Genomic DNA, 15,851 nt, shown 5'->3' on the forward strand with positions numbered 1-15,851 from the left:
CGTCGTTGAGCAGTATTTACTTAGAATGCTAAGTTACACACTACTCGCCTTGCCCAAAACGCTTTTATCTCGAACAAAAATTAACCACGAAAGGTCAACAGGCCCTAATGGGAATGGAGTGCAATGGCTTGTTGACGGTAGTGTTCAATCACGCCTTGTTGCTTCATCTCCCGTAACGTTTGCGCCACTTTCTCTGCAAGCTGCTGGTGTTTACGGTGTAGAAATAAATAGCTGGGTTTGGTCGCTAGCGTCGCCACCGGTTTAATGGAGTCTACATCGTAAAGTGCGGGATCCAGTTTAGCTAACGCATCTTCAACCGAGAGATCTAACTCTAAAAACACATCGGTTCGTTTGAGGATCAGTCGCTTCACCCCTTGTTCCGTGGTGGTGACCTTAGAGACCAGCTCAGCGGGCATTCTTGGCGGGATCTCCATTGCAAACAGCTTAGAACCGTTACGGTATTCAACGCGATAGGCCAAGCTGTTAAAGCTGTCCCAACCTTCAAGTGTTAGCCCGGCAAGGTGACTGTAAGCCACACTATTCATGGAAAAGTGTGGCTCCTGCACGCGGATCAAATCCGCTCGACCTTCGCCATAGCTGGCAATTCGGTTGATTTCACCGTCCAATTTCCCTTGCATGAATATCCTCGCTACCCTCGCAGCGGGAAAACCTAAGTATTCAAATTCATAACCATGGCGCTTGAATGCCTCACGATAAATCAACTCAGCCCAGAGACCGTAAACGGACAGCTTTAAATTATCCGATCCCCCCACCACAATCCGCGGAGTGGCCAACACCCGAGCACTCAGAAAACTAAAACACAACAAGCATATCATCGCGGCGTAGCTCAGTTTCACTTTCCCTCCCTAGACTGGTTAGCCAATAAGAAATAGAGCTATTTCATAGCTAACTATAGGCAGAAAGAGGCAGCTCGGTGGTGTACTTTAGTTGCTCCATGGCAAAGCTTGAGGTGACCTCCGTTAACCCAGTGACACGGCTAACGAGCTTTTTATAAAAGGCATCAAAGCTGCGCATATCTTGCACCACCACCTTTAACATATAGTCATATTCACCGGCCATGCGATAACACTCCATCACCTCTTCTAAATCCTTTATTTGTAATAGGAAATCATTAAACCATTGACGACTGTGCTGCTGTGTTTTCAATTGCACCATGGCAATTAAGTCTAACTTTAAGTGTGCCGCATCAAGCAAGGCAACTTGACGCCTAATCACCCCCATCTGTTGCATCCGATTAATACGTTTCCAGCAAGGCGTGGTGGTTAAATTCACTTGCTCGGCAATCTCGGTCAACGCAACGCTGGCGTCACGCTGCAACAGGCTCAAAATTTTAACATCTGTCTTATCTAGCAAATTCGCCCCCATAACAAATATAAAATAGAAATATTTTCTTATTATGGTCAATAATGAAGAATGTTGAGCAACTTTTTCTCCATTTTGCCCCCTATACTGAAGCCACTTTCCCTGATAGTGAGAGACAGATGGCATTATTAACTTGGCGAAACCAAGCCATACAAGCAATTACAGCAGATTTACAACGCTCGGCCGAAACGCATTTAATCAAACTCAACCTCCCGGCGCTGACAGGTATTGATATCTATTTAAAAGATGAAAGTACCCATCCCACAGGGAGCTTAAAGCATCGCCTTGCTCGGTCACTGTTTTTATATGCCTTATGTAATGGCTGGCTTAAACCAAACACCCCCATCATTGAGGCTTCTTCGGGCAGCACAGCGGTATCAGAAGCTTATTTTGCACAGCTCATTGGGTTGCCATTTATTGCCGTCATGGCGAAATCGACCGCTGCCAAGAAAATTGCCGAGATTGAGTTTTATGGCGGTCAAGCCCATTTGGTTGACTCAACTGACCAAATTTATGCCACCGCTCAAGCGTTAGCTCAGCAATTAAATGGCCACTACATGGATCAATTTACTTATGCTGAGCGCGCCACAGACTGGCGAGGTAATAACAACATAGCCGAGGCCATTTTCCAGCAAATGCGAGCAGAGCCTCATCCAGTTCCTCGTCATATCGTGATGTCAGCGGGGACAGGAGGCACCAGCGCCACCTTAGGTCGTTATATCCGTTACCGCCAAGTCGACACCCAACTGACCGTGGTTGACCCCGAAAACTCGGTTTTTTTTCGCCACTTTCAAACAGGCGAGCGCGATTTAAAAAGCAGTAAAGCCAGCAGAATTGAAGGGATAGGTCGACCAAGAGTGGAACCTTCGTTTATCCCAAGCGTGATAGATCGTATGCGCTCGGTACCGGATGCCGCCAGTATTGCCACTATGTTGTGGTTAGCAAACAAGCTGAACCGCAAGGTCGGCCCTAGCACGGGAACCAATGTTTATGGCGTGCTTAAGCTTGCTCGGAAAATGCGAAAGAAACAGCAAAAAGGCGCCATTGTCAGCTTGATTTGTGACTCTGGCGACCGATACCTAGATACCTGTTACCAACCCCATTGGGTCGCTCAACAGATAGGGAGCATTAGCCAGTATCAGGACTGGCTGACTCAATTTGAATAAGCAGGCATCGTGAAGACACAAAGAAGGCAGGAGCGCAACTCGAAGCACTGCGGTCTAAAAGGCTGACAGCTATTGCTGATAAATGGCCTTGTAATTGTCCGTGAGTAGCCCTAAAAATAGGTTTTCTAATACCTGACGCTTCGCCTCTTGCGATAACGAGTCCGACAACGGGGAAAGGCGATTAGCTTGGATATGCGCCAAACCTTGGATCATAGACCATGCCGACAGTGATAAAATGGGTTCGTACTTAGGGACAAAAACACCTTTTGTGATGCCTTCCTTGATGGTCTCTTGTAATAAGGCAAAATTGGCATGGGCGATATCAGCAAAGTTTTGATCGAGCCATTTATCCTTGTCTTCATAACTAAACATATAGTTAAACAAACCTGGATGAGACTGTGCAAAATCAAGGTACATCATTCCCATGTCAATCAATCGCTCTGCCGGCGCGAGTTTATGATCGGCGCTGGAAATAAACCTGGCCAGCAGCCGATTGGCTTGCTTGGCGAGCTCAAAGTTAAGCCCAGCATCATCAACAAACAGGGAAACGAGACGGTCTATATCATGCGGCGTCTGCTCGGCCACGGCTGCCACATCGGTTAGTTTTAGTTTGCCTGAATCCAAAGCAGCAATCACGTCTGCAATGACTTTTCCTTTTTCAACTTCACTCACAAGTTATCCTCCTTGATAACAACCAACTTAATGCAAGATTATAATTTACAGCAGAAAAAGTATCCCATTTAATGCCCTGTGGCGAAACAACAAAGGTGCTTATTCTGTGCGGGAAGAATAACGAAATGCACGCTTTTTATACTGCTCTAATGTTGCTGGGTGGATCCGCTTATCGACCAGTTTAAAATCGCCAGAGTAGACCTGAGGGATAAGCGCATCCTGCCCCTGTAATGACAATTTCATTGCTTCAGCCATGGCGACGCCGTTATCGTCATTCATTCGCATCACGGTCACATCAAGCTCCCCTGCTAAAATGGCTTCCAGCTCTTTATCTCCTCCGCCCCAACCATTCACCGCAATCGGTCGCGTTAGTTTTTCAGTGCGGCCAATGGCCGTTGTAATACCAAACGCCACATCCGTTGAACAGGCATAGATAAAGTCCAAGGGTTGGTCATTTTCTTGTGTTAACATCTGTTGCACCGCCAGCGCCGCACCATGCCTCGAACCATCAGTGTAAACCGAATCAACTAAGGTTGACCCGGAAGCGTGTTGCATATGAATAAAGCTATCGCCGCGCATTTCACTCACATACCCGGGACTACGGAAAACTAAGCCATAGTGCGCACGAGGAAAATGTTCACGAAAATATTGATGCAGCATTTTCGTTCCCGTCACATGATCAAACCCGACATACATAAAGGGCGGATTATCTTGCCAAGCACGATAAGGGGTGGTGATGTTTTGCAGGATAAGCTTCATTTTTTTCTGTTCGAGAATATGCCCGATCAAGCTAGCATGTTCGCTGACATCTAAGGTGAAGATTAAATAATCCGGCTGGTAACGCTCGGCTTTTTCTATTAAGCGCTGCTGCTGTTCTAATGCAACAGAAGGCCTGGTGTGGTGGTTATATATTTGATACTGGATGTTAAGCTCATCCAGACGTCCCGTTAAAGAAGCAATACTGCGACGCCAGTAATCCGAAACTTGATGGCCAGGGTAAACCACAAAAATACGCAGTGGCGCTTGCTGTTTAACACTTAATGGTTGGCCGGGCCCTTGTACGAGTTTATCAAAATCGGCGGCTAACCGAGCTTGCTGAGGAAAGGCTTGCCAAAAGTCGTCTAGGGACCAGTATTCTGAGGATGAGTTATGTGAAGCCCAACATGGGTTTAGCATAACCAACCCAATTAAAATGGTCACCGCGAGCTTCATGAAACAATGTCCTTATCTTTTTGATCTGACTCCAAACTATAGATTATAAATCATCTTATGCCGTATTACTTATCTCTCCTGCCCCCTTAGCGATAAAATCACCCATTGAGCGGACCAGCAGACGCCAGAGCCGCTCAATGGTATGTCACTTACTCTAAGGTAATCACCACCTGCCCCTGACGCGGCAGCAGATTAACCACAAATTGCTGTTCATTAATTCGTGCGATGGTCGGCTGCTGTGCTGCGTCAGCCTGTTGATAGTGCGCCGCGATTTGATTCACCGCCTGGTCAGCACTCACGACCACACTAAGCTGAGTATCATCCGCTAGGTATTTCTTGCACACAGGATCACTGAGATCAAAACTCAACACCAAACTTGCGTCGTATTGCGTTGTTGATTGCATTTGGCAACTGCGACGAGCCATGCCATAACGAATCACATCGCTCGCGCCTGCAACCCACAACTTACCCTCATCAACCAAAGATTTAACGTAATCTAAATGACCTTGGTAACGCTGTAATGGGATTTGTTCCCATGAGGTATCCTCAACCCCATGGAAGGTACGCAGTGCCCAACCACCTTGCATCACAGCGTCATCGACATAGGCCCGTAAAATATCATCACTGCCTTCATACACAGACCAAATACCTGAATTGGTAAATAAGTCGTTCTTAATAAAGTAGGGATCAAAACTATCGGCATCATTTACCCCACGAGCGAGGTAATAATTAACCGAGCGCATGCCAATAAAATCCGCGTCTGCCTTTAAGGCAGCAATGGACTCGGCGCTGGCTTGATCTTGTGGGAAGGCATAAAACTCAACGGCTGTCGGTACTTTTTCCATTAACATTTGTTGTGCTTGACGAATTTCAACCTCATCAGACCAAGCGGGATCGACAGGGTTGGTGTGCATCCATGAATGGTTATAGATTTCATGTCCTGCGGCCGCAAACTGCTCTACCGCTTGCCAATGGTAATTAGCACAATTACCCGCAATCACCCCCACAGACCCTTGCAGGCCACGTGCTGACAACTCAGGAATGGCATGATGTATGATGCCATCGGTAATATAGGCACATAAGTCATCATGTTGAATCGTGTAAGCGGCCGTTGCGTTATTCTGCCAATTGGCTACTTCGGCTGATAGGCTCGCGCCTTGCTCAGTCACAAATTGCCAGACTTTTGCCGGTGGCTGCTCGTTCTTGGTCCACCATTGAGCTTGATAAATGCTCTTACCTTGGATAATAAAACTGCCTGCAGCATAAGCGGTATCCGGTTGCCACTCCTGTAACTCAGGAACCGCAGCAACAAGCGCTCGAGCCACACTCTCACTACAGCCAGAAGCATTGCATAGCTCCACCACCAAACGATGCTCACCAGGCGTAAATTTAACTTCGCATGATCCGCTTTGCTTGCTGTTACCTTGCTCTTCAAGCTCTCCTGTACATAAGGCTTCACCATTACTGAGTAAGGTCCAACGCTGGGCATTTTCTCCCCACCACATGTTCCAACTCACGGTATAAGAGGTATAGACATTGGTGGTCGTGGGCAGCACATCAAGTTGAGCTGGACTGGGCGCTGCGTGGGCCACACTCATTAAGGTTGCCCCACAAACGGTTGCCCCACAAACGGTAGAGATAATGCGTGAAAGATAAGTTAATTTGGCCATGTTTCCTCCTTGTAAATGGCGTTAGCTCATTCATCATGCCGCAAACGGGAGGATTAACCAGCTGGCTCCCTAGAAGGTTTCACCAACATCAAACCAAATTAAAATAAACCTTTAAAATTCATACCCTTAAACATATTTGTAAAGAGGGTATCAATGCACCAAATCCACCAAGCCGACTGAGATGCATTCACGCCGTCATCACCACCTCAGTTGGGCGCGTCAGTAGCAAACGAAAGTGGCGGGTTAAATTTCACCACAACGAACAGATAAACACAAAAACAAAATTAAAAACAACAACTTAACAAAAACCCGTGTTGCACTCACTTTCATCAAATCACGCTCGTTGCTGCCACCAATGAGGAAAGTGTTGTTGGATCCATTGCACATAACTCTTAGAAACAGGCACCACTTCACCCGTATCTAACCGTAATTGCCATTTGGCTTTCACCAGTTTTTCCAAACAAACCACTCGGTTAGGATTCACTAACCAAGAGCGATGTACCTGCAACAATGCTTGATTATCAAAATATAACTTAATGCCTGTTAAGCGCATTAATATGTAGCTGGGCTCTGTTTGACCATCAAGATATAACCCACTGTAGCCGCGTTCAGCTTTGATATATCGCAGCTTTTCCTTGGCTTGAGCGATGGTATGTAACTCCCCTAGCAATTGTGGCTGTCGACAAAGTTGCATTAAATACTGACGGCACTGGCCTAACTGATCTGTAAGCTGACGAAAGTGGGCTTCATTTGAGTGTTCAGGGCTTACTTCTAACTGCAACACGCACGCATCCAAATCGTCGAGTAATAACTGAATGGAGTGATCACTTTCGCTCTGCTCTCGGGTCTCACTTGCCGCAATTTGACGCTCTCCTTGGTAGACCGCAGCCGACTTGACCCCAGGATGGCGCGAAAACCAACTCACTAACTCTTGATGTAACCCTTCGACGCTGCGACTTTGTTGCCAAACAGGCAAAATGTCCCGTTTCGGCTCCATCTGCGCCACCACAGATGTCGATCCCGGAGAATCCGGCTCCTTCGCTAACGTCCCTTGCTGCCAAGCCTGCAACTTAGCAACCAATTGCTGGATCGGCTCAGGGGTCGCTTGATCCGTCAATTTGTTTTGCTCAAGCAGAGTAACTAAATCAGGTAAGCTAAGAGGTGGAGCCAGATCATGCTGACGCTTAACGCGATAAATCACGCCCAGTAATAATCCCAATGCCCCGATTGCCAACAATATCCAAGTTAACCAAGGTTTCACATCGAGCCATAAGCTATGTCCGTAATCATCAAACTGGTGGATTTGACGCAATACACTGGCATGGCCAACCGCATCGCCTGACAAGGTCCATAATGCGGTCCCCGCTAACCGCTGGCTGTGAGCATAATCTAGCTTAGCGTCAATGGCTTCCTTGCTATCATATGAGAGCCATATTTGTTGCTGTGGGTGAAACAGCCAAGCGGCCTTGGCATCCTCATCCCATCCTTGCTGCCAATCCGCATCGGCAATAAAGCCTTGAATATCCTGCTGGGAAAACACGCCCGTGGGGCCGGTTTGATCATTGTCCCAGGTGCCTAATGGCACTCCAGTCGTCGCCTGACCGACGCCCGGTTGTGTTACACCTTGCCAACCCGTCCCTTGGCTAGCAAGAATCAATACCAATTTATCATTTTGGCCACCCAGACCGTAAAAGCGCGTGATCGCCGAACTCACACTTAGCTCACCAGCGGAGGCATACAAAGGCACATAATGTCCCGTGTTTTTATTCCAACGGCCATGAAAATCAATGCTAAGTAAACTAATAAAATCAACATAGTGCTGCATTTCAGGCAAAGGCCAATTAGGCATCATTTGAGCATCGGCCGACAGGGTCACACTCAAGCCGTAGGATTGGCCGCTGGTACGACTTAAATTATCCAATGCTGCGCGGGTGGCTTTAATCAATTCAAGATATTGTTGGCGCTGCTGTGGCTTGGCGACCTCTCCACGATGTTGCATCACAGGTGAACGCCAATCTAACTCAACGCCATCAAATTCATATTGCTCGACAAAGCGCGCTACACTGGCGGCAAACTGTTCTGGTTGCTCAGCGGCCACCGCAAAGTGCTTTGAATAACTCCAACCTCCTATCGCGATAAAACGTTGTAAATCAGGATGACGTAAGTGCAACTTACGCAACTGGTTAAAGTTACCACGGCGACCACCAATGGCGCTGTCGTCTGGGTAAATACGGTCTACATCGGCATATTTGTCACCTAAAATCACCTCGCCAGACGCACTAACATTGGCATAGGCATAAATAAGGTGAGTTAAGCGCTCGGCCGGTACATCATTAACGTGATATGAGTGGCTATAGGTCGCCCAAAACGGAAAATAGCCCGCGCGAATGGGCTCAGCCCCAACCGTGCCAGCCATTAACAGGCTCCACCCCCAAAGCCATGGGAAAAATAATTTCATAGCTGCAATCCTTTGCTGCATTGTTAGCGGGTATAAACCCTTCACGCCTATCGAACATGGGTTATAGCTAAAATCAGGTCAGAACTAAACGAATCGACTCAAGCAACAACAAAAAGAACAACCAGGCTCACAAACACGGCCTGATTGCGGTCAAAATATGCCAGCCATGATGCCTCCGCAGACCCCAGGGTCGCATTGATCCGTGTTCATTTTGAGCAATTATCTCAAAATTTTGTTTAGCCAGATAAAAAACCCAAAAATACTGACATAAATCGCCTATTTGAACGTAAATACTTATTGCTAATCAGAAGATAAATGTACTAATTTTGCTTAAAGATATTGAGGGACCAAAAGGCGCAATAATCGCCCAATATATTTAATGATGGCAACGCAATAGCGATCCTATTTTGATACCGATATTCATTATGTTAAGCGCGATATATTCATTTTTTTAAGTGGAAAACAATATGATTGAACAGTTTTTAGGTGATTGGCAGTTAATCCCTGACCGAGCCGATATTGAGTTTGGTAGCCACCCTGTCAGCGGTCATTGTTTAATTAGCCAAGAAGAAGACACCTTGGTTATCTCGTTCTTTAGCAAGAACGAACGCGATATTGAAAAGAAACATCATTACGAGCAAGTTCCAGACGGTCAATTTCGTCCCTACACAGGAAAGGGGTCGGGCGATGAGGACTGTTTAGAGTTTAAAAAGCCTAACCTGTTAGAAGCGGTTATCCTAAAAGACTCCGACGTCTTCTTTAGCAAGACCCTTGAGATCAAACCTGATGGCTGCTTAAAACTGGTAATGACCAGTGCATTACCAAGCCACGAGTTAGTATCTAACACGTACTATTTTGAAAAATAGAGATTATCTTAAGCGCTGTTTAATCAAGCCCTGCGATCTAGATTAGGCTAATAGAATTAGCCTAATCTGGTGTTTTGCTTTCGACTTCCAGAAAAACCAATCCATTGCTAAAATTGCCACTTTTCTTCTAGAGCATAGCATGATGAATAAAAGCTTACTGACCAACCTTTTAGCCCTAACCGCGTTGATCTTAGGCTACTCCCTAGATCATGAAATACTGTTATTTGCCGGCTTGTTTGCCTTTTCGGGCGCCATCACCAACTGGTTAGCCATTCATATGTTGTTCGAAAAAGTGCCCGGACTGTACGGCTCTGGGGTCATTCCTGCCCGCTTTGAAGACTTTAAGCTCGGAATAAAAAACCTAATGATGGAGCAGTTTTTTACTGCAGAAAACATTGACCGCTTCTTAAGTAAAGAGCTTGACAGTAAAACTCAAATCGACCTGCAACCCGTGATCGAACAAATCGATTTAGAGCCGAGCTTTGATGGTTTGGTCGATGTGATCTTAGCATCTGATTTTGGTGCCATGCTCAACATGCTCGGCGGTAAAACCGCCCTTGAGCCGCTCAAGCAGCCCTTTATTGCAAAAATGCAGCAAGCCATGTTCGACATTAGCCAGCAGGATGATTTTCGCCAAAACCTAAAGGCTCAATTAGAGCAACCTAATATGATCAATGACATTCGCGACAACGTCGACAGCATCATAGTGCAACGCTTAAATGAACTCACCCCAGAGTTGGTCAAACAAATTGTGCAACAAATGATAAAACAGCACCTAGGCTGGCTGGTGGTATGGGGGGGAGTATTTGGTGGCATTATCGGGGTGCTATCGGCACTGATTAGCCAAGCTTAAGCAGCCAAGTCTGGCACAGTGCTCGTTAACAAGGGCTATTGCCCTTGTATGTCTATCTCACGATCGCGAATGGTGGCAACAATTTTGCTGCCTAATTGAAACGAAGGCACGGTCGCAGTGGTGATGCGGCCGCTGCCATAACTCGCCCGCAATTTCACCATGGTGGATTCCTCCAAGCTAAAACTCACTTGCTGCTGAGGCGCTAGCTCACCAAGTTGCTGTTGGTTTTGCTGCCAGTTGGCCGTCACCACCACAGTTTCAGCCGATTGATTAAGCACGGTAAATTCCGTTTTAGCGAGTTGCAAGTTCACCGCATAAACCACAACCGTCACAAACAACACGAAAAGTGCCAATGCACGCCGTGATAATCGTTTACTTACCGCCATCAATGCCCCTCAATACGCTGACGTACCAATCAGAATAAATTTACCTTGTTATGCCAGCTCTTGGCCATCAGCACAAGGGCAACACTAGAACCCATTATTGGCGGCTTAACTTAAGCTTGGCAGAAAATTGCACAAACGCGGGTAATGCTAAGGCCCATAAAACAGCGATAATAACCCCTGAAATAACACTACCGTAGGACAGTTCTACTGCGCCAAGACGGTAGCCCGCCAAGTAACTTGCCGGCCCAGCAACAGCACCAATCAAGGCAACCAGCACCAAAGGAATGCGGCGTAACCATGCCAAACTGTGGTTTAAACACAAGGCAAAATGGAGCCAGATAAAGATAAGCCAAACCGGCATTAAGACTTGGTCAGCAAACACAAACACTTCCAAGGCCGACAAGGAGGAATCCATGATAATGCCAACTAAGGTCACGCCAAACATCAAGATCACATCCTGACGACGTTGAGGGCTTAAATAGAAATGTCCAAATAGCAATAGCAGGGTGATCGGCCAACTGTCCTGTTGCATCAAAATAGAACTGAACCACACCAGTTGAAACACCAAGGCATTCACCCAGATGAAGTGCTTAACAAGCCAGCGAGGGGCTGAGTGGGTAGGCCAGCTACCCTTAGTCGAAATCATTTATCTAACCAAACTCAATCACGTTAAGGGGCGGCGATAATACGTTAAACATCAAACTTTGCAAATTTGAAAGTTCCCTTTAGTCGTTTTGATAATGCTCGCTGCGGTATTCCGGCTTAGCAGCAACCAAGTGAACCGTACTAATACTGCGTTCTAAAAAACCACCTTCGCAATAACATAAGTAAAACTTCCACAAGCGAATGAAATCGTCGCCGTACCCCATCTTTCTTATATCGGCTAAACTGTGTTCAAAACGCTGCAGCCAGTCACGTAAGGTACGGGCGTAATCTAAACCAATGTCATGAAGCTGCATCATCACCATATCGGTTTTATTGGCGATGTGCTCGCTCATGACACTAATCGAAGGTAAACAGCCACCAGGGAAAATATAACGCTGAATAAAGTCGACGCCAGACCGGTAACTGTCATAGCGCTGATCGGCAATGGTAATGGCTTGGATCAGCATCTTACCATTGGGTTTAAGACGCTCGCTGCAGGTGGTAAAAAAGGTCGACAAATATTCATGGCCCACGGCTTCGATCATTTCGATGGACACCAATTTGTCGTACTGGCCTTCCAGTTTACGGTAGTCCTGCTTAAGCAGGGTAATTTTATCTTGTAAGCCTAACTCTGCCACGCGCGCGCAGGCGTATTCATATTGCGCATCAGAAATAGTGGTGGTGGTCACGTGCACGCCGTAATGCTGCGCCGCATAAATGGCTAGACCGCCCCAACCCGTACCGATCTCCAGTAAGGTTTCGCCGGGTTTTAACGCTAAACGCTGACAAATCAAATCAAGCTTATGTAACTGTGCCGTGTCTAAATCCGCATCCGCACTCGGGTAAACGGCGCTGCTGTATTGCATTTCTGGATCAAGAAAGGTGCGATACATGTCATTGCCCAAATCGTAATGGGCGAGAATATTCTTACGCGAGCCTTGCTCCGAGTTGCGATTGCCTTTGTGCACTCTTAAATGACGCAATCCAGATAACCAAGCAAACCGCTTCTCTAGCTTGTCCAACACCCTTAAGTTACGCCCTAGCACTTGGATAACCTTAGTCAAATCTGGACTGCTCCAGTCACCTTGAATATACCCTTCACCTGCGCCTATGCTGCCCCCCAATAAAAACTGACGCCAGACACGGCCTTGATGAATAATGATTTTGGCTTGCAATGACGCAGTTTGATCACCATAAAACACGCGTCCATCGTGGTCTTCAATGGTCAATCCCGCTTCTTTTAGTTGAGACAGTATTTTACAGATGGCTTTTTTGGCTAGCTTGTCCAGCCACTGACTAGGTTGAGCTTGCAGTGTGACTGCGTTTGAATTATCCATTTTTATGCTCCGTCGCTGACCCAGGATGAGGGATATAGGGCACTTTTTTTAAGTAGAGTTTGAGTGCCTGCCAATAAATTCCCGCCAAGGTCTTTATGGTCATAGAAGGCAGTTTTATCACTTGTTTACGTAAACTTTGATTGGTTAGATCTACCCGCTGTAACATTAAACTGGCATCAAACAGTTTAGTGCTGTTGCGGTTTTCCATGTGTAAGCGTAGTTGCTTAGCCGGCGGCTTTATACGCCAATGGTATTTCATGTCTAAATCCATAAAAGGTGACACGTGAAATACCTTATCGGTCGGCTCGTTGGATTTCACATCCACCAAGTAGTAGTGGCGTTCATTCCAAGGGGTATTACTGACCTCAGCCAATAAATAAACCAACTGATCGGCTTGGTCATAGCAGTAATAAAAATTGACTGGGCTGAAATAGAGGCCAAAACAGCGCAATTGGCCCAGCATTAACACACGGCCACCGTATTCGGTGCCGCCCAAGCTTTTAACCTGTTGCCACACGGCTGCGCGGGACACCCGCTGCTCAGGCTGTAAGTAATCACTGTGACGCAAACTGAGCGCGGCCCATTTATCTTGCTTAAACCAGGGGCCAAGTTCAGCCACCGTATCCAGTTCATCAAGATCCAAAGCCAAGAAAAAGACCCGGTATTTAAACTCATGCTTAACGGGCGTGAAGCGGCGATGGCGCACCATACCCTGATAAATGGCACTGTGTTGAATGGGCGCGCAGGCGAGGCTCATAGGCTGAGTCCAAAGCGCTGACACACATCCAGCGCACTGCGCACGCCATCTTCGTGAAAGCCGTTATACCAATAGGCCCCCGCAAAGTGAGTATGGCGCTGGCCACAAATGTGTTGTCTATCTTGCTGCGCCGCTAGGCTGGCTTGGTTAAACACTGGATGCATGTATTTAAATTCACGCAAAATTTTGTCGCTGGCGATGGCATGGCTTTGATTTAAGGTAACGCAAAAGGTCGGCGCATCGGCGGGCAACCCCTGCAAAATATTCATATCATAGGTCACGCTGGCCGGATTATCCCTCTGGCCATTGAGCTGATAGTTCCACGCAGCCCATGCTTTTTTGCGCTTCGGCAATAAGTTGGTATCTGTGTGTAATACCACGTCATTGCTACTGTAGGCCAAGTCACCCAATATCTGGCGCTCTTGTTCGCTGGCATCGGCTAGCATGGCGAGGCTTTGATCACTATGGCAAGCCAACACCACTTCGTCGAAAAACGCTTGTTGGCCATTGTTTAAGGTTAACACCACCCCCTCGTCACCACGCTCAACCCGAGTGACGGCCGTGTTTAACTGGATTTTGTCTTTAAAATCAGCAACCAAGGGGTCGATGTAACTGCGTGAGCCACCCTCTATCACGTACCACTGTGGGCGATCATTAATGTTGAGTAGGCCATGGTTATGAAAGAAGCGAATAAAAAATAGCAAGGAGAACGCTTCCATATCGGCCAAGCTGGATGACCAAATCGCCGCGCCCATGGGTAAGATATAGTGTTCACTGAAAAAGTCTGAAAAGTGTTGTTGGCGCAAAAAGTCGCCCAAGGTCAATTCAGGATCGATGCTTTGTTCGGCCCACAATGCCTTACATTTGGCATTAAAGCGCAGTATTTCACTAATAAAGGACCAAAACTTAGGGTTAATAAGATTACGACGTTGGGCAAACAAGGTATCAAGGTTGTGACCATTATATTCCAGCCCTGTTTGGACATTATTGACGCTAAAGCTCATCTCCGTAGGCTTGGCTTTGACGCCGAGCTGTGCGAGCAAGCGCTCGAAATGAGGATAGGTGCGGTCGTTAAACACAATAAAACCGGTATCAATCGCCCAGCGCTTGCCCTCTACTTCCACATCGACCGTTGCCGTGTGGCCGCCGATATAATCATTAGCTTCAAACACATGCACATCGTGCTCTCGATTAAGCAAGTAGGCCGACACTAGGCCTGAAATACCGGTACCAACAATCGCTATTTTTTTCATTATTTGCGGATCCTTGCAGCCAAACCTTGCCAAATAAATTCAGGTAGCATGGCGAGTGTTTTTAAGATGAATGTGAATTTTTTAGGAAAATGAACGTCAAAACGATCTTTGGCCAAGCCCGCCATAATGGCAGCACTGGCTTGAGCCACATCGATACTCATCGGCATGGGAAAGTCGTTTTTGGCGGTCAAAGGGGTATTAACAAAGCCGGGGTTAATTAAGCTCACGGCGATACCACTGGGTTTTAAATCTATCGCTAAAGTACGCGCCAGATAGCTCACCGCCGCTTTGCTTGCGCCATAGGCTTCTGCTCTTGGTAAGGCAAGATAACTGGCACTGGAGCCCATTAACGCTAACTTACCACCTCGCTTTATCAGTGGCAGAAAATGCTGTAAGCAATAACCAAGACTTATCACATTGGTCTGCATCACCCGTTCAAACAAGGCTCCATCAAACTGCTTAGCATCGTCTATATACTCACAGGTGCCAGCGTTAAGTATCGCTAGGTCTAATGCCGTGATTTTGCGTGCTGCTTGGCCGATTTGCGCTACGTCATTAATGTCGAAGCACAGGGGATGAAGGTGTTCACCTGCCGCTTGTTTAAGCTCAGTTAAGGCCGCCTGATTACGACCACAGGCCCACACTATCCAGCCTTGCTTGATGTAATCAAGGGCTAACTGACGCCCTATGCCAGAAGTGGCACCGGTGATTAATACTTGTTGCATTAATACTCCTTGACTCATGTTTAGCGCGTAGCGCGACGCTTGACCTGACGGATGCAACTACCCAATAGCGGAATATGCTCATAAAGCATTTCTCCGAGATCGACATAATCACGGTGATAATAAATTTTCTCATTGAATTTCAGATGGCTCGCGCCATTCACCCGAACTGGCTTGCCGCCATTAAGCTTAGGGTGGCAATAAGTCATCAGCCAAAACAAACTGGCTTGACCATCTTGCTCTATCACCTGCTCAATCGCAAAGTGGCATTGACTGAGTGACTGATAGAGGCCAGCAAAGTAGTGCTCTAGCTGTCCTAAACCCTGCACATGGTGCAAGGCATCAATGAATTCAATGTCGGCATCATAAACCTCAGCTAAGCGTACTAGGTTGTCTTTATTAAGTTGCTGATAGAGTGCAACAAATTCATTGATAATAGTTGATTTCACTGGCGTCCCCTCTTTCGTTAGC

The 15,851-nt window shown here is 46.8% G+C and carries 16 protein-coding genes; 3 read left to right on the plus strand and 13 right to left on the minus strand.

What is annotated here, in order from left to right:
- Positions 1-104: 104 nt before the first annotated feature.
- Both K6Y21_RS16840 and K6Y21_RS16845 read right to left on the minus strand, forming a co-directional pair.
- Positions 105-857 (minus strand): transporter substrate-binding domain-containing protein, encoded by a 753-nt coding sequence (locus K6Y21_RS16840; protein WP_233073058.1) that lies wholly within the window; start codon positions 855-857, stop codon positions 105-107.
- A 49-nt stretch (positions 858-906) separates the two neighbouring features.
- A complete protein-coding gene (locus K6Y21_RS16845) occupies positions 907-1,374 on the minus strand; it encodes an Lrp/AsnC family transcriptional regulator (protein ID WP_233073059.1) in 468 nt (155 codons plus the stop codon).
- A 128-nt stretch (positions 1,375-1,502) separates the two neighbouring features.
- Between K6Y21_RS16845 and K6Y21_RS16850 the strand changes: the two genes are divergently transcribed.
- The gene (locus tag K6Y21_RS16850) at positions 1,503-2,549 is read left to right on the plus strand and encodes a PLP-dependent cysteine synthase family protein (protein WP_233073060.1); all 1,047 of its coding nucleotides are present in this window, start codon (positions 1,503-1,505) and stop codon (positions 2,547-2,549) included.
- Between the two features lie 69 nt (positions 2,550-2,618).
- Here K6Y21_RS16850 and K6Y21_RS21425 read toward each other — a convergent pair whose 3' ends face one another.
- The 4 genes from K6Y21_RS21425 to K6Y21_RS16870 form a co-directional block, all read right to left on the minus strand.
- A complete protein-coding gene (locus K6Y21_RS21425; RefSeq protein WP_233073061.1) occupies positions 2,619-3,221 on the minus strand; it encodes a TetR-like C-terminal domain-containing protein in 603 nt (200 codons plus the stop codon).
- 99 nt (positions 3,222-3,320) lie between these two features.
- Positions 3,321-4,433: a substrate-binding domain-containing protein gene (locus tag K6Y21_RS16860; RefSeq protein ID WP_233073062.1), complete on the minus strand. Its 1,113-nt coding sequence runs from the start codon at positions 4,431-4,433 to the stop codon at positions 3,321-3,323.
- A 149-nt stretch (positions 4,434-4,582) separates the two neighbouring features.
- Positions 4,583-6,103, minus strand: a complete 1,521-nt coding sequence (locus K6Y21_RS16865; RefSeq protein ID WP_233073063.1) for a chitinase N-terminal domain-containing protein — start codon at positions 6,101-6,103, stop codon at positions 4,583-4,585.
- 334 nt (positions 6,104-6,437) lie between these two features.
- Positions 6,438-8,561 carry a glycosyl hydrolase family 18 protein gene (locus K6Y21_RS16870; RefSeq protein WP_233073064.1) on the minus strand — a complete coding sequence of 708 codons (2,124 nt, stop codon included), beginning with the start codon at positions 8,559-8,561 and terminating at the stop codon, positions 6,438-6,440.
- Positions 8,562-9,028: 467 nt separating this feature from the next.
- On the opposite strand from K6Y21_RS16870, the gene K6Y21_RS16875 reads away from it, so the two are divergent.
- A complete protein-coding gene (locus tag K6Y21_RS16875; RefSeq protein WP_233073065.1) occupies positions 9,029-9,427 on the plus strand; it encodes a hypothetical protein in 399 nt (132 codons plus the stop codon).
- A gap of 142 nt (positions 9,428-9,569) precedes the next feature.
- Positions 9,570-10,280 (plus strand): DUF445 domain-containing protein, encoded by a 711-nt coding sequence (locus K6Y21_RS16880; RefSeq protein ID WP_233073099.1) that lies wholly within the window; start codon positions 9,570-9,572, stop codon positions 10,278-10,280.
- Positions 10,281-10,315: 35 nt separating this feature from the next.
- Here K6Y21_RS16880 and K6Y21_RS16885 read toward each other — a convergent pair whose 3' ends face one another.
- The 7 genes from K6Y21_RS16885 to K6Y21_RS16915 form a co-directional block, all read right to left on the minus strand.
- Positions 10,316-10,666 (minus strand): hypothetical protein, encoded by a 351-nt coding sequence (locus tag K6Y21_RS16885; RefSeq protein ID WP_233073066.1) that lies wholly within the window; start codon positions 10,664-10,666, stop codon positions 10,316-10,318.
- Between the two features lie 94 nt (positions 10,667-10,760).
- Complete coding sequence (locus tag K6Y21_RS16890; RefSeq protein WP_233073067.1) at positions 10,761-11,312, minus strand: DUF2878 domain-containing protein; 552 nt, start codon at positions 11,310-11,312, stop codon at positions 10,761-10,763.
- A gap of 79 nt (positions 11,313-11,391) precedes the next feature.
- Positions 11,392-12,648: an SAM-dependent methyltransferase gene (locus K6Y21_RS16895; RefSeq protein WP_233073068.1), complete on the minus strand. Its 1,257-nt coding sequence runs from the start codon at positions 12,646-12,648 to the stop codon at positions 11,392-11,394.
- Complete coding sequence (locus K6Y21_RS16900; protein WP_233073069.1) at positions 12,641-13,405, minus strand: DUF1365 domain-containing protein; 765 nt, start codon at positions 13,403-13,405, stop codon at positions 12,641-12,643. Before K6Y21_RS16900 ends, K6Y21_RS16895 begins: the two co-directional genes overlap by 8 nt.
- Positions 13,402-14,658: an NAD(P)/FAD-dependent oxidoreductase gene (locus tag K6Y21_RS16905; RefSeq protein ID WP_233073070.1), complete on the minus strand. Its 1,257-nt coding sequence runs from the start codon at positions 14,656-14,658 to the stop codon at positions 13,402-13,404. The genes K6Y21_RS16900 and K6Y21_RS16905 overlap by 4 nt, the downstream gene beginning before the upstream one ends.
- On the minus strand, positions 14,658-15,383 hold the full coding sequence (locus K6Y21_RS16910; RefSeq protein ID WP_233073071.1) for an SDR family NAD(P)-dependent oxidoreductase: 726 nt from the start codon (positions 15,381-15,383) through the stop codon (positions 14,658-14,660). Before K6Y21_RS16910 ends, K6Y21_RS16905 begins: the two co-directional genes overlap by 1 nt.
- A 20-nt stretch (positions 15,384-15,403) precedes the next feature.
- Entirely contained in the window at positions 15,404-15,829 is a 426-nt protein-coding gene (locus K6Y21_RS16915) for a nuclear transport factor 2 family protein (protein ID WP_233073072.1), read from the minus strand.
- Positions 15,830-15,851 lie beyond the last annotated feature (22 nt).

Source organism: Motilimonas eburnea, from assembly GCF_021295345.1.
GTDB lineage: Bacteria > Pseudomonadota > Gammaproteobacteria > Enterobacterales > CBDFNC01 > Motilimonas > Motilimonas eburnea.